The sequence below is a fragment of the Oceanobacillus sp. FSL W7-1293 genome, assembly GCF_037969815.1.
In the GTDB taxonomy this organism is placed as follows: Bacteria; Bacillota; Bacilli; order Bacillales; family Amphibacillaceae; genus Oceanobacillus; species Oceanobacillus oncorhynchi.
In genome coordinates this window covers 849,686-868,123 of record NZ_CP150212.1, presented here as the reverse complement: position 1 = coordinate 868,123, position 18,438 = coordinate 849,686, and the positions used below count along the sequence as shown (strand labels likewise).

Annotated in this window: 19 protein-coding genes; 8 read left to right on the top strand and 11 right to left on the bottom strand. The window is 37.0% G+C overall.

Annotated elements, in window-relative coordinates; translation table 11 throughout:
• Positions 1-3 precede the first annotated feature (3 nt).
• The 3 genes from MKY65_RS04285 to MKY65_RS04275 all read left to right on the top strand — a co-directional run bounded on the left by MKY65_RS04285 (position 4) and on the right by MKY65_RS04275 (position 2,272).
• Positions 4-1,149, top strand: coding sequence for an alpha-hydroxy-acid oxidizing protein (locus MKY65_RS04285; protein WP_339182676.1), 1,146 nt, complete (start codon positions 4-6; stop codon positions 1,147-1,149).
• A gap of 105 nt (positions 1,150-1,254) precedes the next feature.
• Positions 1,255-2,025: a 2-keto-4-pentenoate hydratase gene (locus MKY65_RS04280; RefSeq protein ID WP_339182675.1), complete on the top strand. Its 771-nt coding sequence runs from the start codon at positions 1,255-1,257 to the stop codon at positions 2,023-2,025.
• A gap of 28 nt (positions 2,026-2,053) precedes the next feature.
• Entirely contained in the window at positions 2,054-2,272 is a 219-nt protein-coding gene (locus MKY65_RS04275) for a hypothetical protein (RefSeq protein ID WP_339182674.1), read from the top strand.
• Positions 2,273-2,381: 109 nt separating this feature from the next.
• On the opposite strand, the gene MKY65_RS04270 is transcribed toward MKY65_RS04275, so the two are convergent.
• Positions 2,382-3,506: a tyramine oxidase subunit B gene (locus tag MKY65_RS04270; RefSeq protein ID WP_339182673.1), complete on the bottom strand. Its 1,125-nt coding sequence runs from the start codon at positions 3,504-3,506 to the stop codon at positions 2,382-2,384.
• Positions 3,503-4,849, bottom strand: a complete 1,347-nt coding sequence (locus MKY65_RS04265; protein ID WP_339182672.1) for a sodium/glutamate symporter — start codon at positions 4,847-4,849, stop codon at positions 3,503-3,505. The genes MKY65_RS04270 and MKY65_RS04265 overlap by 4 nt, the downstream gene beginning before the upstream one ends.
• A 147-nt stretch (positions 4,850-4,996) precedes the next feature.
• Between MKY65_RS04265 and MKY65_RS04260 the strand changes: the two genes are divergently transcribed.
• The 3 genes from MKY65_RS04260 (at position 4,997) to MKY65_RS04250 (ending at position 8,114) form a co-directional block, all read left to right on the top strand.
• On the top strand, positions 4,997-5,842 hold the full coding sequence (locus MKY65_RS04260; RefSeq protein WP_339182670.1) for a MurR/RpiR family transcriptional regulator: 846 nt from the start codon (positions 4,997-4,999) through the stop codon (positions 5,840-5,842).
• Positions 5,843-6,192: 350 nt separating this feature from the next.
• Positions 6,193-7,449: an acyltransferase gene (locus MKY65_RS04255; protein ID WP_339182668.1), complete on the top strand. Its 1,257-nt coding sequence runs from the start codon at positions 6,193-6,195 to the stop codon at positions 7,447-7,449.
• Between the two features lie 5 nt (positions 7,450-7,454).
• A complete protein-coding gene (locus tag MKY65_RS04250) occupies positions 7,455-8,114 on the top strand; it encodes a DUF6320 domain-containing protein (protein ID WP_339182666.1) in 660 nt (219 codons plus the stop codon).
• A 69-nt stretch (positions 8,115-8,183) separates the two neighbouring features.
• On the opposite strand, the gene MKY65_RS04245 is transcribed toward MKY65_RS04250, so the two are convergent.
• Together MKY65_RS04245 and MKY65_RS04240 are read right to left on the bottom strand one after the other, a co-directional pair.
• Complete coding sequence (locus tag MKY65_RS04245) at positions 8,184-8,615, bottom strand: hypothetical protein (protein WP_339182664.1); 432 nt, start codon at positions 8,613-8,615, stop codon at positions 8,184-8,186.
• 167 nt (positions 8,616-8,782) lie between these two features.
• Positions 8,783-9,523: an Rpn family recombination-promoting nuclease/putative transposase gene (locus tag MKY65_RS04240; RefSeq protein ID WP_339182662.1), complete on the bottom strand. Its 741-nt coding sequence runs from the start codon at positions 9,521-9,523 to the stop codon at positions 8,783-8,785.
• Between the two features lie 193 nt (positions 9,524-9,716).
• On the opposite strand from MKY65_RS04240, the gene MKY65_RS04235 reads away from it, so the two are divergent.
• On the top strand, positions 9,717-10,082 hold the full coding sequence (locus MKY65_RS04235; protein WP_339182660.1) for a YugN family protein: 366 nt from the start codon (positions 9,717-9,719) through the stop codon (positions 10,080-10,082).
• Between the two features lie 58 nt (positions 10,083-10,140).
• On the top strand, positions 10,141-10,497 hold the full coding sequence (locus MKY65_RS04230) for a DUF1992 domain-containing protein (RefSeq protein ID WP_339182659.1): 357 nt from the start codon (positions 10,141-10,143) through the stop codon (positions 10,495-10,497).
• A gap of 89 nt (positions 10,498-10,586) precedes the next feature.
• Here MKY65_RS04230 and MKY65_RS04225 read toward each other — a convergent pair whose 3' ends face one another.
• The 7 genes from MKY65_RS04225 to MKY65_RS04195 form a co-directional block, all read right to left on the bottom strand.
• Entirely contained in the window at positions 10,587-11,609 is a 1,023-nt protein-coding gene (locus MKY65_RS04225) for a serine hydrolase domain-containing protein (protein WP_339182657.1), read from the bottom strand.
• Positions 11,610-11,905: 296 nt separating this feature from the next.
• Entirely contained in the window at positions 11,906-12,757 is an 852-nt protein-coding gene (locus MKY65_RS04220; RefSeq protein WP_339182656.1) for a DUF72 domain-containing protein, read from the bottom strand.
• Between the two features lie 21 nt (positions 12,758-12,778).
• Positions 12,779-13,813, bottom strand: a complete 1,035-nt coding sequence (locus MKY65_RS04215; RefSeq protein WP_339182654.1) for an AbrB family transcriptional regulator — start codon at positions 13,811-13,813, stop codon at positions 12,779-12,781.
• A gap of 200 nt (positions 13,814-14,013) precedes the next feature.
• Positions 14,014-14,502 carry a PTS glucose transporter subunit IIA gene (locus MKY65_RS04210; RefSeq protein ID WP_339182652.1) on the bottom strand — a complete coding sequence of 163 codons (489 nt, stop codon included), beginning with the start codon at positions 14,500-14,502 and terminating at the stop codon, positions 14,014-14,016.
• 36 nt (positions 14,503-14,538) lie between these two features.
• The gene (locus MKY65_RS04205) at positions 14,539-15,282 is read right to left on the bottom strand and encodes a Cof-type HAD-IIB family hydrolase (protein ID WP_339182650.1); all 744 of its coding nucleotides are present in this window, start codon (positions 15,280-15,282) and stop codon (positions 14,539-14,541) included.
• A gap of 39 nt (positions 15,283-15,321) precedes the next feature.
• Positions 15,322-16,704, bottom strand: coding sequence for an adenylosuccinate lyase family protein (locus tag MKY65_RS04200; RefSeq protein WP_339182648.1), 1,383 nt, complete (start codon positions 16,702-16,704; stop codon positions 15,322-15,324).
• Positions 16,705-16,724: 20 nt separating this feature from the next.
• Entirely contained in the window at positions 16,725-18,290 is a 1,566-nt protein-coding gene (locus tag MKY65_RS04195) for a PTS transporter subunit EIIC (RefSeq protein WP_339182646.1), read from the bottom strand.
• Positions 18,291-18,438 lie beyond the last annotated feature (148 nt).

Here is an 18,438-nt window from a genome sequence, read left to right as displayed (position 1 = left end):
AATATGACAACCTCATCCAAAAAAGGCTCTTTCTTAGAGCATATAACCATACAGGATTCCTTTCCGATTGGAACTGTACAGCTTGAAGCTGCAGCAAAGCATGCCCTGCCGGCAGAAGTGTTTGGCCACATCCGCTCCGGTGCCGGCGGGGAAGAAACGTTAAGAAAAAACAGGGAAGCCTTTGAGAAATATTCAATTGTTCCCAGATTTTTACGTAATGTCTCGGAAGTGGACACATCTATACGTATTTTAGGAAAAGAATATGCTTCCCCATTGATGGTTGCTCCGATAGGTCATTTAAAAATGGTTCATGAAGAGCCTGACTTTGCCGTTGCAAATGTTGCAGCTTCAATGAATATTCCATATATCCAAAGTACGGTTACAGCAAGATCTATCGAAGAAGTCTCAGAGGCTGTTCCTCATGGGCCAAAATGGTTTCAGTTATATTGGGCCAATAATGATGCTATTTCCTACAGTATGGCAGAACGCGCAGAAAAAGCCGGGTATGAAGCGATTGTCGTCACCGTGGATACCATGATTCTCGGGTGGCGTGAAGATGATATGAGGCATCAGTACTCCCCATTGAAAAAAGGATATGGAAAAGCAAACTATGTCCAAGATCCTGCATTTCAAGAAGGATTAAAGGATGGCCAGGATGAAATTGAATCGATTATTGAAAACCTTCATCATCCATCGCTCCATTGGGACAATATAACAGAATTACGGCAACGCACGAAGCTGCCGATTTTTCTAAAAGGCATCCTTCATCCGGAAGATGCAAAACAAGCAATAAATGCCGGCATAGACGGAATAATTGTGTCCAATCATGGCGGCAGACAAATGGATGGAATCATACCAAGTCTGGAAGCATTACCAGCTATACGCGAAGCTGTTGGCCCAGATTTTCCTTTGCTGCTTGACAGCGGTATCCGCCGGGGAGCAGATGTCATCAAGGCTCTGGCGCTTGGCGCAGATGCAATTTTATTTGGACGTCCTTATACCTACGCGCTTGCACTTCAGGGAGAAGCAGGGGTTCAGAAGATATTCGCCAACCTTGCGCAAGAAGTTGCTGTATCGATGGCATTATCTGGAGCTAAGTCAATAGAAGAAGTAAAGCAGCTTACATTGAAAATTGCTGCTGATAACTAAGTATATATACAGAGCGGCCTCTTGACGGAGACGCTCTTTTCTTTCATCATATAATAATATAATATTTTGAAAAAGGATAAAAATAGGTGAAAGGAGATTTTAAGTATGAGCGTTATTCCCGAAATTTTAACACATATCGAAACAGCTTACCGGACGCATAGCCCTGTTTCATTTATTCGTGAAGACTATACGATCAGCGAAGACGAAGCATATCAAGTGCAGCATGCGTTTATAAACAAACGTGTTCAGGAGAACGATGCGGTTGCCGGCTATAAAATCAGTATGACTAGTAAAGAGACACAGGCAATTGCTGACACACATGAACCTGCCTACGGAACGATTCTAACTTCCCAAGTGCTACAGGGAGATTCTGAATATGCACTATCTCATTTATTCTCCCCTTTGATTGAACCGGAGCTGATGTTTTTCATCAATGAAGACATCTCGAATGACGCAGATATTCAGGAAATCATCGAAAAAACTTCTGTTGCACCAGGGATTGAAATTCCAGATGCAAGATATATCGACTGGTTCCCGAATTTTTCATTAATGGATTTGTTATCTGACAATACAGCAACAGGCAGAATAGTTACAGGCAGCCCTGTCCCTTCCCCCAGCATAGAAAAGCTCGGTGCAATTGATCTCGATTTAAAATTTAATGGGAAAACAACACATATCGGACGCTCTGATGCAGTATTAGATAATCCTGTCAATGCGGTTAAATGGCTTGTGGAGAAATTAGCCGAGCATAACCTGTCCCTGCAAAAAGGCATGGTGGTTTCTTCTGGAACATTTATTTCGCCATTTAAAGCAGAAGCAGGTGAATATCTTGCCAGCTACCGTGATATTGGCAGTGTAAAAATAACCTTGATTTAAGCGTGATATAGAGAATATGGGGTGACTTATGATAAATAGGAAAGAGAACATTATATCAGGGGTTTTATTTATTATTGCAGGGATTTTAATTACTTTTTTCTTAAATACAGCAACTATGATTATTGCACTTTTTTTAATTACTGTACCTGCAATTTACGACTGTTACAAGAAGCCGACACTTGCTAAAATACTTTTTTATATTATTGTATTTGGAGCCTTTTCTGTTTATCTCATTTTCTTTCTTTAGATTAAAGCTAAAGATGGGATTGCTATTCTTAATACATCGGAATAGCAATCCCTTACTTTTTTAGCTATTATTTAGCCCGCAGAAGCCAAATAGAAACAGGAAATCTGATTTATTTCGTTAAATAGGAGCTCTCCCATAGCGGAAGTGCTGTTCCTATCTTGTTCTTTAATGCATTTTGATATACTTTATATGCCCAGGCAACATCCTCTGTAGGAAGACCTCCAGTCATGCAAATAATAACCTCATCTTCTGATTTCCTTCCCGTTTTTTGACCTGAAATAATATCCCCAATATCATCAATTGCACTGTCATCATATTCACCGTTATGGATGAGCTCTAATAGTTGACCTGACATTGTCCAATCACGAATACTGGCTATACCCTCAGGATGCGATAACCCATCTTCCAGCCATTTTTTATGCATAGACCATAAATCCGATACAATTCTTGAATGATTGTAAACCTCTTGAGATAAATCTGCTGCTCCTGTCAGAATAATAAGTGCTCCAGGCTTTATACTATCTTTTTTAATTTCTGGCTTACTTTTCCCAGATGTAGCAACAGTTACAATGTCAGATTGTTGAATACAACGATTCATATCATCGACTACTTCAACGAAAAGGTTTAATTTCTGTTCCAATTTATTAGCAATTTGCTTCCCTTTTTCTAAATTAATATCAAAAAGGACAATCTTTTCAAGTGTACTAACGGAGGTTACTATCGCTTCGATACAAGACTGGTTGATTGCACCTCCTCCAACAGCACCTAAAACTTTTGCGTCTTTCTTAGCGAGATGTTTGGAAACAACTCCCGGCACTGCACCAGTTCTCATAGAACTGACTAAGTTTCCTGCCATAATTGCAAGCGGTGCTCCTGTTTCTTTATCATTAAGCGTAAAAGTATGAATAGAACGCGGCAACCCTTTATCCATATTTTCAACATTGGAACCATACCATTTATTACCGATCACATCGAATTCTCCTCCAAGATAGGAAATAAGCGACATAAATCTCCTATCTGGACCTGCTTTTGGTATATTTTCAAATGGCTCTTCTTTATTAAACCAAAGCATTAAACCATGATCGTTTCTATTTGGCCCCCCCAGCATATAATCGCCTTTTCCCATAAGATGAAACATTTCCTCCATGGTGTTGACACATTCTTTCATATCAAGAATACCGGCCTCGATCAGTTCTTCTTCCTGTAAGTATAATAATTCTACCTTCTCACTCACTTAGATCTCTCCTTTGAATTTAATATAATCCATTTTTTATAGTAGGATACAATAAGTATTACTAAACTAAGTACGATTGTAATCACGACAAAGAGCCAATGATGCCCATTTAAAATAAGCAGCGGGGAGAATGTAATAATCGCAATCTCCACAGGAGCTATTGGTATATATGCCAATCCAAATTCATCTAACGTATTGCTTTTTAATTTTGGGTCAACAATTCTTAATAATGCAATTGCTGTTGCAACAGCTCCGGTAATCCATCCAAATGTAAAAATTCCTTTTTCAAACCAATTTTCCTGGAAATAATACCTCGATAAGACTTTATAAAAAATATAGCTGAGAATGATACCAAATATAATAAGAATGCTAAATGGCACAATATTATCAGCTACGACGGTCAGGTTAATAGATGCAATTCCAAATGCAACTAGAAAATCGGTTGCATTACCGCCTATACTGCTCATGATTTTGTTATCAACATATTCATCTGCTTTGACCCACTCCAAAAAGTATTTCAGTAATAGACCGACTAAAAAGGCAAGAGAGAATGCTGGAATCGATAAACTTGCATATAAAGATTCGCCCAGCTGGCTTAGATAATACCCAATTGAAGTAGCTATCAAGACAAGAATCAGATGAAATGCAAAAGGATCAATTAAAATACTTGATACGGTATTTTCGCCTAGTGAATCTCGTTTATCTTTCGGCAACAAACCAGATTTCAATTCATTTGGAAGCTTATCAAAACTGCTAATATAATTTGTATTTCCTTTGTTTGCATTAAATTTAATTAACAGCAAACCTACTCCTATCGCCAGAATAGCTCCTATGGTTGCTGAAGTCATTGCTAATGTGGTGGCTTCTTCCCAGCCTTGACTTTGGAATGCTTCTCCTATCGCAGCTGCGGTGCCATGCCCTCCCACAAAACCTGCTGCCAGCAGCAAACCAAATCCATTATGCACATCAAAAATCGGTACTAATAACACTAATGCAAATAATAATCCTCCTCCCCACATAAGAAGCATAATAACCTGCGAATAAGACCATAATCTTCCCACTTTATCAAACATATCTGACCATTTAAATTTTGGTGTTGCTAAAGGAAGTGCAGCAAATACGAATGCAATCAATAAAGAAGGATAAGTGCTTATTAGTTCTGAAAATGGCAGTATATTTAATCCATGATTTCCTAAAACCAGGCCAAGGATTCCAGCAATAATACTTGCAGGCATAAACGACCGTTGAAATATTCCCACTTTTGCTCTCAAAAAAGTTCCAATCAGCAATAGTGCAGAAATGATACCAAAGTCGATTAAAATATCCCAAACACTAAATTCCATATTGTAACCCCTTTCATGTTGTTTTATAATACTATATCATTGAACAAGGAAAAAATAAACCAAAATATTTAGAAAAGAATTATTTTTCCTTAATTATAATATATTCTATAAACTGATATAATTGTAATGACAAAGGAGGAATGAACTTTGGACTTAAAAGATAGATTAATAGCTATTCAGAATGATTTGCCTCGCCAGCAGCAAAGCCTGTGTAAATATGTCATAAAGAACATAGATGATGTATCAACAATGACAATTAATGAATTATCGAAAAATAGCCAGGTAGGGACAACAACCATCCTAAGGTTTATTGATAAAATTGGTTATAAAAAATATCCAGATTTTAAAAAGGACATCATCAAATATGCTTTCAATAATAAGAAAAATACATGGTGGCATTTACAAAAATCATTAGAGGAAATAGACGAATCAGAGAACTCGATGATGAAGGTTGGATATAGCAGTATACAAGATATTGAATCCATGTTAGGAGAGCTTGATTTAAAGCAATATACTCACTTTCTAAACATGCTCCTCCAATCAAAAAATCTGTACTTTCTAGGGATGAGAACGTCGATATCAATTGCTCTTTATTTTGAATTGATGCTTCGGGGCATCAGGGACAATATGACACAATTAAGCGGCAACAATGATTTTTTATACGATGAATCTTTAAAATTTAACCAAGGTGATTTATTGATTGTAATTGCTTTGTCTCCTTATACAAAACAAAGCATTGATTTTGTAAAATATTGCCGTAGCCATAAAGACATCTCTATCGCACTGATTACCGATATCGAAACATGTCCTATCATTCCGGATAGTGATGCACACTTAGTGGTCGGACAGAGTAAAAATCGCTACAGCATTATCCCTGCTATAGCTTTAATCGAATCACTCATCATTGATTCAGGAAAAAAACATCCTGATTCTGTTGCTAAAATTTCAGAATTAAATAAAGTGCATCAAGATAATCATATTACTACAATATAAATGAATGGGTTGCGAAAAGATCTATATAATTTTTTTCGTGTTTAAAACTTAACTCCATTTTTCAAAATTGATATTTTTCATAGTATAAAAAATGAGCGCCATCTGTTAAAGTAAAAAATAAAGCTTATAAACCGTACTTCAAACAGCAGGTATTTTTGTTTTTCTCCCACTGATTAATTAGTTGAGCGGTTCAGGGAGTTAGCGTCCTGTATCTTCTGCCTAAATAATTTTATTTTCTCGCTTTTTTTGAGGCAGAAGTTTTTTGAGCTATTCTCCGTAATAAAAGAATTGATTTTTACTCAAATTAACAATATACAAGTAAAGCAGTACGTAACAGGGGTGTGCGTAAGATGAATGAATGGTACAAACTTGATAATGCAGGAAAAATGTTTCATGCTGTCTCTGAACAGACAAATTCTTCCGTTTTTCGGATGGCTGCGGTAATGAAGGAGCCCGTACAACCTGATAAGCTTCAGCATGCACTCGACGATGTTCTTAAGCGCCTGCCTATGTTTGCTGTAAAGCTAAGCAAAGGCGTGTTTTGGGATTTTCTTGTGGAAAATAAAGAAAAACTTTTTGTACATTACGAAAATCAATATCCGTGCGCTCCTATTGACCCATTGGAAACAAATGGATTTTTAATGCGCGTTACGTATTATAAAAAAAGAATTGCTGTGGAATTTTTTCATTCTGTAACAGATGGCACTGGCGCTTTAGAATTTATTAAAGCACTTGTTTATCAGTATCTCGTTCATCTGGGGAAAGACGTAAGCTATGCAAGTACATTAATCGATATTCACGATGAACCCAGCTATTACGAAAGCGATGACAGCTATCAAAACTATGTCACTGATGAAAAAGCCGAAAAATTTAAAGAAGCACCTTCCTATCAAATTCGCGGCGGAGCAATTGACCAGACAGTAGTCGTCCATGGAAAAATGAGTGCGGAGAAGGTACACCAGCTTGCTAAAGCGCATGGAACGACCATTACTGCGTTTATTTCAGCACTTCTTATTGCAGCTATTTATAAAGAGAGATTGAAATTCCGTGCTTATCAGGAGGAAATAAAAATCGCCATTCCCGTCAATTTAAGAAATCTTTTTCCTTCAAATACACTTCGTAATTTTTTTGGTGTCGTTAATATCGGGATGGCAGTAACGGAGAAAACAACTTTAGAAGAAATCATTACAGAAATATCAAAGCAACTACGGGAAAAAGTACGGAGAGAAAGCTTACAGCAAAGTATTAATGATCGGGTGAAATGGCAGACCAGACTGACAGCAAGGTTCATTCCACTTCCGCTGAAATACCATGCAATACGTTATGGATATAGAAGCTTTAGTGAACGCACCAAAGCAATGACGATGACAAATGTCGGAAAAGTACAGCTACCAGAATCAATGAAATCACATATTTCACATATGGAACTCATTTTATATCCAACCAAGAAAAGTCCCATTAATGGTGCGATGATTGCAGTTGGCGATGAACTTGTAATCACATTTTCCAGAATGATTAAAGAAGCGGATATTATTCGTACCTTTTTCAGAGAACTATCTAAGACATATAACTTGGAGATAGAGGTCTATTCCAATGACAGCAGGTGAAAACAATGCAACATTATTGCAATAATTGCAATACCTATACAAAACAGCAATATTGTCCTCTCTGCAAGAATAAGCTTTCTCAAAAAACAGGAGACAATGAATATTATCCTATTTATGAAACCAAAGTCAAACGACGCCGTTTTGCACAGCGGCTTGTCTTATTTATTGCCATTTTTATTGTCAGTACCAGTATATTAATTAATTTACTGACTAACCCGGATAAATTATGGTTTTTATATGTGTTAAGCCCAGTACTATACAGTCTATTAACCATAAATCATACCATTCTTTCCAGAGCACACATTGGGTCCAAGGTGGTTCTTCAAGTTATTGCACTCTCTGTTATGCTATTTATTTTAGATGCAGCTTCCGGAAGCTCTAAGTGGTCCATTCATTATGTTATTCCGTTTCTTGTTACGCTGGCAACGTTACTTGTAACAATCATTGTGCTGCGGAAACCTATGAAGTGGCGTGAATATATCGGTTATATGACTACGATGGTTATTCTCGGCTTCCTTCCTGTTATTCTGTTCTTAAGTTCGTGGTCCACTGTATTATGGCCAAGTGCTGCAACAGCTCTCTATGCTTTGATGACGCTGATTGGCATGGTACTGTTTTCGGAAAAAACGATGAAAAATGAAATTGTGCGGCGATTTCATTTTTAGCATAAAGGCACATGCAGTCTCTTCATTTATCAGCATGTGCCTTGTTGTTTCATACTAGTTCGTTACCATCTATTTATTCTTATTTCTCAATTCCTGCTGAATAACCTCTAATTGCTGTAGAGTTAAACCCGTCACCTGTAAAATGGCCGTTTGGCTTATCCCCTGTTCTAACATTTTGAGTGCCGTCTGTTTTGCAGATTCCTTTAGTGCGGACTCTGCTTCAAGCCTTTTTCGTTCCGCTTCTTTTCTTTTGATTTCCGCCTTTTCCTTCTGCTTTTCTGCCTCTTCCTTCTGTTTTTCTGCTTCATCTTTCTCCATTTTCATTTCTTCTCTCTGTTCTTTCATTTCTGCCATTTCCTGTTCCAACAACTCTCTATCACGCTTCTTGGATTGCTCATCTAAAATTTGCTTCAAACGGACTTCATATTCCCGACGTTCTTCTTCTGTACGGCTTAAATCTTCCCAGACCCGCATCGCAACATTTAACGTTTTATCCACCATCGCAATCTCCTCCAGTTCTTGATAGATATCATTATATAAAGTGAAACTTTATTCAGTGGGGTTCTTTACACCCCACTGAACATTTAGTTGAACCAATCGGGCCGTTACTGGCTGTTAGATCTCCCACTTAAAATTTTCATGACTTTTCTATTTTTAATGTGGGAGTCTTACAGCCAGTTACACTGCGAGAAGTGATTCTTCCGTCGGTCTACTGTTCCTAACAGCAGCAGCCAGCGCGTTAAGACATCTTCCCATGGATCCAGCTGGTTATTCTTCCAGGCAGTAATTAATTTAGGAATCTCCACAAAATGAAATTCAATCATATCGGTTAATGGATATTTCTGCTTCATCTCATACAGACGAAAGATATTATGAAAGGCGTCCGTTTCATCCAGCAGGTTAAAATGCATGATATTAATACTAATGACAGGGTACAATTCTTTATAGCTTTGCCCTTCTTTCAGCTGCTCTGAAAAAAGTCTCGACCAATAATACAGCGATCTTTTAATCATATTATACTCATTATTGATTTGAATTTCTATGTTGACCCATTCTTTATTCTCCGTCCTGATTAAGAGATCTAATCTGGATTTCTTATCTTCTTCATACTCGCCGCCAATTTCGATATTTTGAAAGTAAAGCTGCTGAATTGGACTTCTTCCTGATTTGGCTAAAATGGCATTGAGAAAGACGACAGTGATATCCTTATTCTTTTCGTTTCCAAATAGTTGTTTAAAAGCATAGTCTACTTTTAAATCCATTAATTGGAGATCCGGTATTCGATGCAGTGCTTTGTTGGTGCGCTCTTTTCTTCTTTGATATTTGTTGTATGACTTGGATTCTTCCTGTACATGCAAAGGGATTATTTCGGATGAGGAGTATACTTTTCGGAGACATATTTGGGGCATAAAAACACATCCTTTTATTTTGATAAGGTGAGTTTCTAAGGTGACTATCTAAACCCAGTATACCGAACAAACATTCTCTAATCAAGTCATTATTTATTTAATTTCCACAGATGGTATGGTCTCTTATTAACGTATGTTTCGCTTTTCAAAAGGCAAAACTAATCATAACAGAATGGAAAAGGAGAAACTAAAAATGATCGCATTACATACCAATTTGCCGGGTAAGCAAGGGGTTTTCCTAAAATTAAAGCTGCATTTAAAAGAGCTTGGATTTACGATAGTAGAAAATAGTAACTACCACGGATATTTTAATGGGCTTCTTTCCAGTCAGGCAGAGAGAAAACTATATTTATATCTCCCCTACCAGATGCTGCAAGAAGAACATAACCAGCCATCTGTTCAAATTGAATTTGGAAATCCTCAAATTATCCATCACGCCGACAATCGACATTTCGATTCATCTCAAGCCTATCTTCATAAATCAGATTTATATGATTGGAAACTTAAGGGAGAACAAGCTGTGCAGCAGATTATCAATCATATCGATAACAATCTTTAGTTGAACTTTCCCCCTTCATCCAGCATACTTAAAGATAGATTGCATAAGGAGGAGCGTTATGTATCACTTTGTGGAAGAGCAAATTAAAAAGGCAGCGGATGATGGAGAATTCAATAATTTGCCGGGCAAAGGAGAGCGTCTAGATTTGCGGGATGAATTTGCAGGATTGCCCGAAGAAGTAAAACAATCTTTCCGAATTTTAAAACGGGCAGGCTATCTTTCTGAAGAGCAGGAAAATCAGAAGCAGTATATATCGCATCACGACTTAATGAAAATTGCAACAGACGATAAAATGCAGACGGATTATACAGAGAAACAGGCTGCATTTCAAACTTTAACCAAAGAACGGAAACTTGATAAAAGCCGTATTTTTCATAGATATGCGAAAAAGATCAGAAATAAACTGTTTCGTTAAGAAAGGGACTAACCGTTATGGTTAATCCCTTTCTTTTCACGTTATCACGGAGAACCGTCCGTAAAACTCCCACTGAGTGAAGTTTCGTTTTATAAGATGCGCTCCATCTCTTTCAAAAGCTCGTAAGCTCCCTCAGATTCGTTTGAACAAACAATTATCGTCTTCTCCTCATACGGATAATGAACTGACCGGAAATTAACTCCCGGATCATAGCCCATTTGAATATGCTTTATAATGTTTTTATTGTCGTCTAATTCCATATAACCGGCGTATCCGTAGAAGATGTTTTCTTCTGCATCTACACATTCATGCGGCTGACATACTTGCTTTGTCATTTCTTCAGATAACAGCTGAAAGCTCTTCAAAGCCTTCCAGAACTTAGCCATATCAGCTACAGTAACATATGCACCTCCATCCGGGCCGCCCTTAGCTGGAAGGGAATATATATTTGCTCTCCATTTCCCATTCGGTTCTTCCACATAACCTAATGCTGTCCGTTCCGGCAAATCATCCATTTCAAAATATCCTGAATCGCTCATGTCTGCCGCTTTAAAAATATGTTCCTCTACAAAGGAAGAAAAACTGCAGTCGGTAACCTGTTCTACAATCAATCCTAATAAAATATAGCCTGAATTATTATATTGAAAGGAATCACCTGGATGTTTCTGCGTCTTTTTATGTTGAAAAAGCGTGAGAAAATCTTTTGGCGATCTGACTTTATACATTGGCAAGGACACCCACAGCTGCTCATAATCATCCATCTCTTCCTCATCAAAATAATCCGGCACACCCGAAGTATGCGTCAGTAAATGATGAATGGTAATGTTCTTATCAAAATAAGGAAACTCCTCCATCACACAATCATGCAGCTTTGTCTCAAAAGTTATTTTCCCCATTTCCACCAGCTTGGCTACAGCAACTGCAGTAAACAATTTGCATCCCGAGGCAATACCAAATCGTGTATCTGTCTGATTCTTTAGTTTCTCGGCTCGATTTCTATAGCCACTGCTTCCTGTAATGACTTCATCCTGCTTTTTAGCATAGAACGCTCCTGAAAAATGATATTTCTTTTGCGCTTCCATCAGTTTGTTCCGCTTATTTTCTATATTCATTTTTTGCCCCTCCTGAAATCCTTTTTTTCATTATGATTTTAAAAGGGAATCACTAAGATGTTCATACCATATAACGCATCATATGATTTTCCTCCGTTCGTCTTAAGGTTAAGGTTATTATATACTTACTTTCTGAAAATTTAAAGAGCACACTGCTTCTGTTAACTTAACCAGAATCATTTCTTTCTTGTTAATCCTTGTTTCGTAATAAAGCACAGTATGTTGCAGCTCAAAAAATAACCAAATCTATGATGGTTGAAACCTCATAAACTTGGTTATCTCTTTCATACATATAATTAAAACAGCCCTAACTGCTGCGAAGCCAATCCATCAAATTCAATTCCTAACATCTGCTGCAGCTGCTTCGCGTTTCCAGCAGCATGTCTTCCTGAATTGTTGTTAAACAATACTATAACCTCTTCGCATTGCTTTTCTAACCTTTTTACCTCTTCAGCTATCGTTGTTAATTCCTGCTCGTTATATTCATATAAATAACGGACCTTCCGCCAATTCGCATTTCCCGAGTAATTCCAGCCGTGGACGTTTCTTCCGTGCAGCCGGATAATGACTTTATCTTTTACTGTCACAACAGGCACAAAAGGAACCGACTTTTCACCAGCCTGCGGTTCATCCGCAACAGTATGAATCCAGCCTTCTTGTTTCATAAATTGCAAGGTTTGCTGCTGAAATCTTTCCTCATACCAAGATTGCTGCCTGAACTCCAAAGCAACAGGAATATCCTCCATTTCCTTTTTACAATAACGTAAATATTGCACATGCTCTTGTGTACAATCAAACCACGGCGGAAATTGAAACAGCACGGCTCCCAGTTTTCCTGCTTTTTGAAGCGGTACAATCGACTCCCTGAATGCTTGGAACATTTCTGCCTTCGTTTCAAAAGGGTTTACTTTCCCCTCCCGATCATGCCCGGTCATTCCTTGATAGGCTTTCACGATAAATTGAAAATTCTCCGGCGCCTCCCCCGCCCATTTTTCCATATTACGAATCGGCTGTACTGCATAGAAGGAGGAGTCTAATTCTACCACCGGGAAATGACTGCTGTATTCTTGTAATTTTTCATGTGCTTTTGTATCATCTGCATAAATAGAATCGTGGTCTCCCCATCCTGTTAGACCAATTTGAATCATTTTGAACACCTCACTCTTACACTATCCCCTGACTTTCCTTTGATCCCGTCCGACCATATATTTCACAAATGGGATGATAATAATGGATAAAAAGACAATCCGGAATAATTGGAAAGAAGTCACCACCGTCACTTCTGCTTGAATGGAAGCAGCGATAATCCCCATTTGATCCACACCGCCTGGAACAACACTTAAAAAGCTTGTAGCAAAATCCATAAAACGATGTGCCATCCATTCACTAATTAAAAACGCCACGCTGAGTAAAATCACACAAGACCCGATAGCATATGGAATATGCGATTTCATTTTCTTCAATTTATCACGTTCTAATAGTAAGCCTACATAGATTCCAATAAAAAGCTGAGCGATATGTAATAGATTTTCTGGCATTAGAGGCACCTGAATAGACAATAAATTGCATACCATAATAAAGAAAACAGGTCCTAATAAATAAGCGGTAGGTACTTTGATCAATTTAAAAGCCATTCCTGCTATGTAGCATACAATTAATAAACCGAATAAGGCCAGTGAATAGCTTTCTGCCGTATTATCGGATGCCATACCTCCATTATTACTCGATACAATAAACGGAACCAACGTAATAATCGCCAGCAGCCGGATGACTTGATAAAATGTCACCACAGTTATATTCAAGGTTTTTTGCTCTTCCGCAAAGACGACTACCTGCTGTAATCCCCCTGGAGCACAACAAGCCATTGCTGTCCCGATATCCAGCTTTGCCCATTTTGAAACCACAAAGCTGACACCGATAAATAAAATTAAAAAAATAATGTTAATGATAATCATCATCGGAAAATAGTTTACCATATCCTGCAGCGCATCTAATGTAAACGCATACCCAATCGTATATCCGGCAATAACCAGTCCGATATTACGAAACGTTGAATCCCATACGATTTTCCAGGATGATTTTAAATGAAACACTAATGTCACTATCATTGGACCGAGCAGCCAGGGCAGCGGCAGACCAAAGACCGAAAAGACAAGCGCTCCTAAGAGACCTATTGCAAACGTCCTCAGGAATAAATATATCATACAATTCCCTTCCTTCTTTCCCTATTATAACGTTTTCTTTCAAATACGAAAATCTATTATTTCGAATTTGGAAGTAAAATTAAAAAGAAATATAAAAAAGTAACATCTTTCCACTTAAAAGCGAAAAGCTGTTACTTTTTTATACTGTTTGCTCTTACCTTTTTTCAATCTCAACAAAATCAGGTTATTCGTAAGCCTATTTATTTAATAGCAATAACTACATCCTCACTTGCCCGAACTCGCTTCACATTTTGTTTATCTAACGTTTCGATATCACTCATGTTTGTAATAAGCATTGGTGTAATAGTACTTGAAGCCTTCTCACTTACCACTGACAAATCTACATCAACAAGGACATCTCCTTTTTTCACTTTATCTCCTTCTTTAACATAAATGGTAAAACCTTCTCCATCCAATGCCACTGTTTCTAAACCAATATGGATTAAAATTTCTGCTCCATTGCCAGCTTTAACTCCTACTGCATGCTTCGTTGGGAATACTTGTACAATATCTCCATCAACTGGTGATACCACTTTGCCATTAGATGGTTTAATAGCAATTCCATCGCCCATCATTTTTTCAGAAAATACCGGATCAGGTACTTCTTCTAAAGGAATTATTTCTCCATCAACAGGAGCAAATAATTCTACTTCGTTATTTACTTTCTTTTTAAAAAGCTTTCCAAACATAATCTCCCCACCTAAGTTTATATTGATTTTATTTCTTTAAAACAATTTATTATCATGTAAAATATATTTATTCAACGCAAATGCTACACCGTCGTTGTTATGATCTTTTGTTACAAAGTCTGCTATTTCTTTAACACATTGTTGAGCATTTCCCATCGCAATACCCAGCTTAGCTTTTTTAATAAGTTTGACATCATTGAGTGCATCTCCTATTGCCATTACTTCATTCATCTCAATTCCAATTTGTTTACAAACAAATTCAATACCAGCTGCTTTATTTATACCTAAAGGATTTAACTCAAGATTAGTTGGCAGTGTATTTGAGACCTCGTATAGATTCGTTTCTATTAAATATTTGCGGAGACTATCGGCTTCTTTCTCTGTGTCCAGCCGAATTCCAAACTTTAACCAGTTTTTATCCATATAATTGACTGGAAACTGATTTTTAAAGAGTTCTTTCGTAGTTAACGCCCAATATCTTAATTTTTTTGTTTCACAAAATTGAGTAAGCCTTAATAAATGATTGGCAGAAAGAAAGTACTGGGAAATCACTTCCTTTTCCGCGTTTAATATTTGTCCCCCATTTGCTGTAACAAAAAAATTATTCAGTTTTAATTCATCCGCGTATGGTTCTACATGGCTAAAAGGCCTGCCTGTACTTAAAACAATTCTAATTCCCTGGTCTATACAAGCTTTAATAGCGTCTTTATTTGCACTGGATATTTGTTTATTTGTATCTAAAAGTGTTCCATCCATATCAACAGCAACAAGTTTAATCATACTAAATACACTCCTAAAAAAGGACCATCCGATTCTTCATCAAGCATCCTGTTCTGGTAAATCTTTTTTTATTTTTTCAGAGATACGGAATGCTCTTTTAGCTTGTTCTTCAGCAATAATATGTCCTGCACCTACATACCTTTCCGGAAGCAGCATACCGTTGATTTCATCCTTAGAAAACATTTGATTTACATCCTTATCTTCTAATAAAGTATCTACAAATGAACTTCCCTCGGTCTGCACTTGTATCGCTTTGTTGTAAACAATCGCATGTGCTTTATCTTTTCCCAGCTTCTTTGCCAGTTCCATCATAATAAATTCACTATTATCTAATCCTTTATTCAGAGAAGCATTTTCCTTCATTTTATTTACATGAACAGAAATTCCTTTCGTCAATTCCTCTGTCCGCAAAACCACTTCTGTAATTAATTCTATTGCTTCTTCCAGCGCAGCATCAAATACCATATACTGACTGCTATCTGCTTCATATGGTCTTGCAGCGGCATTTAAACAAAGCTGCGGAAGCGTATAGAGTTTTTGAGCGTTAGCGATAATCCCTTTTGACAGCTTGGGATTAATTTTATGCGGCATCGTACTGGAACCAATTGTTCCACTTTGAAAACTTTCGGAAACTTCACCAATTTCTTCAATGGATGTAGAATATACTTCTTCAGCAATTTTATGAAAACCATTTGCTAATAAAGCAAGTGCATGAATATATTCCGTTTTATGACTCGTTATATTTCTTGACGGTACCGGCATGGCATTCATATTTAACAGTTTAGCCACTTCTGATTGCAGTGTTATCCCTTTTTCTCCAAAGGTATTAAATGAACCGACAGCTCCACCCATCATTACTTGAAACGTCCGTTTGGCCGCTTCGGATAATCTCTCTATCGAATCAATCGTCTCACTAATCCACACAGAAACTTTGTATCCGTACGTAATAGGAATGGCATGTCTTCCATGTGTACGTCCAGACATTACTGTATTTTGATGTTTTTCTGCCAATTCTCCTAAGTGGGATAAAATATCAGCAAGTACAGTCATTACACGATCATGTATTTTTGATGTAACTAAAAGCTGTGCTGTTTGTTGAATATTTTGCGTTGTAACCCCATAATGCACGTACTTCCCGCTTTCTTCGTGACATGCTTTAATGAAAACTTTTAAAAAGGGTACAAAGCCATGTCCAACACTTTCTTTTAACCTTTCCATCTCTTCTAAATCTATATTTTCTATTCTAGCTGCTTCATTTATATTTTTTGCTGCTTTTTTAGGTATGATGCCTAATTCTCCCTGAGCAGTTGCTAAAGCAGCTTCAACATCCAGCCATGATTGATACTTTTGATTAGAATCTAATAATTCTCTAATTCCATAATCATACATTGTTTTTGTTTTAGAATCATATAATGCTCTCATACTTCCTGCTCCCTTATGCTTTATTTTGAATATAACTTTTCATCAACTGCATTTCTGACAAATTCCACATGTGGTCCAAATACGACATGAATATGATTTTTTTGAGCCATAAAGGAGCCGGAGGAACCAGAATCTTTTAATCTTTCCATGTCAACTTTTTCATCGTCATATAAGTCTACTCTTAATCGAGTAACACAGTTGTCTACATTTTTAATATTTTCTTTTCCGCCAAGTCCTTCAATAACAATTCCCGCAATTTCAGGGTATCGTTTTTCTTTTAATAGACTCACATTTTTAATTTCTGCTTCACGTCCAGGTGTTTTTAAATTCCATTTTGTAATCGCAAACCGGAAAACAAAATAGAATACGATAAAGTTCACGATACCTAGAAGAACAAGCTGATACCAATTCGTATCTTCGTATAATAATCCAAAGATACCAAAGTCAAATATAGTTCCCCGAATATAGCCAATCGATATATCCAAAAAATTTAATGGTAACGCCATAATACCACTTAATATGATATAAACGACAAACAACAAAGGAGCAATGAATAAGAACGAGAACTCAAGCGGTTCCGTTACATTCCCTAAGAATGCTGTTAATACAACTGTCAGAATAGTTCCTTTAGCTATTGTTTTATTAGATGCAAAAGAAGTGTGATACATTGCTAAACCAATGGCCGGAATTCTAAACAATGTAATCAGCATCTGACCAGAAGCCAGATACTTTACTAAATCAGGCATTAAGCGATCCCATGCTTCATGCGATGGACCTAAATCAAATAAAATCTTATTTGTAGCATTTAAAATACCAATATAATTTTGACCGTCAATCAGGTAAACGCCTCCTGCTTCTGAAAAACGAACAACAGAAGCAAGTACATGATGGAGACCAAAAGGAATCAAAGCACGATGAGCAAACCAATAAGCACCGACTCCAAAATGTTGGTTCATAAATATAAATGAAATACTTAATAAAAATTGAGTAAATAATCCCCAGATAACAGGGATAATCAATCCGACTGGAATCATCACCAAAAATGTAATGATTGGAACAGATTTTTTTCCGCCAAAGAAAGCAAATGCCAGCGGTAACTCTAATTTATAGAAGCGGTCCGCAATTTTGGCAGCTATTAAACCAGCTATTATCCCTCCAAAAGCATCAATTCGCAATGTTTGAATTCCTAATACAACACCTTGTCCTACTTGCGACATCGTTTCAGGGTCTTCAGCTAGTGTGCCTGTCACTGTCAGATATACATTCATTACAACAAGCATAGTTAAATAACCTAATACAGAAGCAAATACAGCAATTCCTTTTTCATTCTTGGACATCCCGTATGCGACACCCATAGCAAAGAGAAGTGGAATATTTTCAAAAATGATTGCTGTAATATCCTGCAAGCTATTAATAGCTGTTTGAATCACCGTATTATCTAAGAAAGGCAATCTCTCAATCATATAATCCTGTCCTAAAGCTCCACAAATTCCCATAAGCATCCCAACAGGAGCCATTACACCAATTGGTAATAACAAAGATCTTCCAAACTTTTGAATTGTGTCTTTAACGTTATTTAATTTCATTCCTTCTCTTCCTTCCTTATTTCTTAAACTAAGTGTAGAATTATCTTAGGGTCATAACAAGGAAGTTTTTTAATAGAAATCCATTCAAAAAATTACCCCTCATTTTTAATTGGAAGACCTTTAACCTATGCTTTCAAAAGCAGAAAAA

Coding starts and splice junctions, on each gene's coding strand:
- MKY65_RS04250 (WP_339182666.1), top strand. CDS start 7,455: ATGCAACATTATTGCAATAATTGCAATACCTATACAAAACAGCAATAT.
- MKY65_RS04275 (WP_339182674.1), top strand. CDS start 2,054: ATGATAAATAGGAAAGAGAACATTATATCAGGGGTTTTATTTATTATT.
- MKY65_RS04235 (WP_339182660.1), top strand. CDS start 9,717: ATGATCGCATTACATACCAATTTGCCGGGTAAGCAAGGGGTTTTCCTA.
- MKY65_RS04200 (WP_339182648.1), bottom strand. CDS start 16,704: ATGAGAGCATTATATGATTCTAAAACAAAAACAATGTATGATTATGGA.
- MKY65_RS04255 (WP_339182668.1), top strand. CDS start 6,193: ATGAATGAATGGTACAAACTTGATAATGCAGGAAAAATGTTTCATGCT.
- MKY65_RS04210 (WP_339182652.1), bottom strand. CDS start 14,502: ATGTTTGGAAAGCTTTTTAAAAAGAAAGTAAATAACGAAGTAGAATTA.
- MKY65_RS04220 (WP_339182656.1), bottom strand. CDS start 12,757: ATGATTCAAATTGGTCTAACAGGATGGGGAGACCACGATTCTATTTAT.
- MKY65_RS04195 (WP_339182646.1), bottom strand. CDS start 18,290: ATGAAATTAAATAACGTTAAAGACACAATTCAAAAGTTTGGAAGATCT.
- MKY65_RS04285 (WP_339182676.1), top strand. CDS start 4: ATGACAACCTCATCCAAAAAAGGCTCTTTCTTAGAGCATATAACCATA.
- MKY65_RS04205 (WP_339182650.1), bottom strand. CDS start 15,282: ATGATTAAACTTGTTGCTGTTGATATGGATGGAACACTTTTAGATACA.
- MKY65_RS04225 (WP_339182657.1), bottom strand. CDS start 11,609: ATGAATATAGAAAATAAGCGGAACAAACTGATGGAAGCGCAAAAGAAA.
- MKY65_RS04280 (WP_339182675.1), top strand. CDS start 1,255: ATGAGCGTTATTCCCGAAATTTTAACACATATCGAAACAGCTTACCGG.
- MKY65_RS04265 (WP_339182672.1), bottom strand. CDS start 4,849: ATGGAATTTAGTGTTTGGGATATTTTAATCGACTTTGGTATCATTTCT.
- MKY65_RS04215 (WP_339182654.1), bottom strand. CDS start 13,813: ATGATATATTTATTCCTGAGGACGTTTGCAATAGGTCTCTTAGGAGCG.
- MKY65_RS04245 (WP_339182664.1), bottom strand. CDS start 8,615: ATGGTGGATAAAACGTTAAATGTTGCGATGCGGGTCTGGGAAGATTTA.
- MKY65_RS04240 (WP_339182662.1), bottom strand. CDS start 9,523: ATGCCCCAAATATGTCTCCGAAAAGTATACTCCTCATCCGAAATAATC.
- MKY65_RS04230 (WP_339182659.1), top strand. CDS start 10,141: ATGTATCACTTTGTGGAAGAGCAAATTAAAAAGGCAGCGGATGATGGA.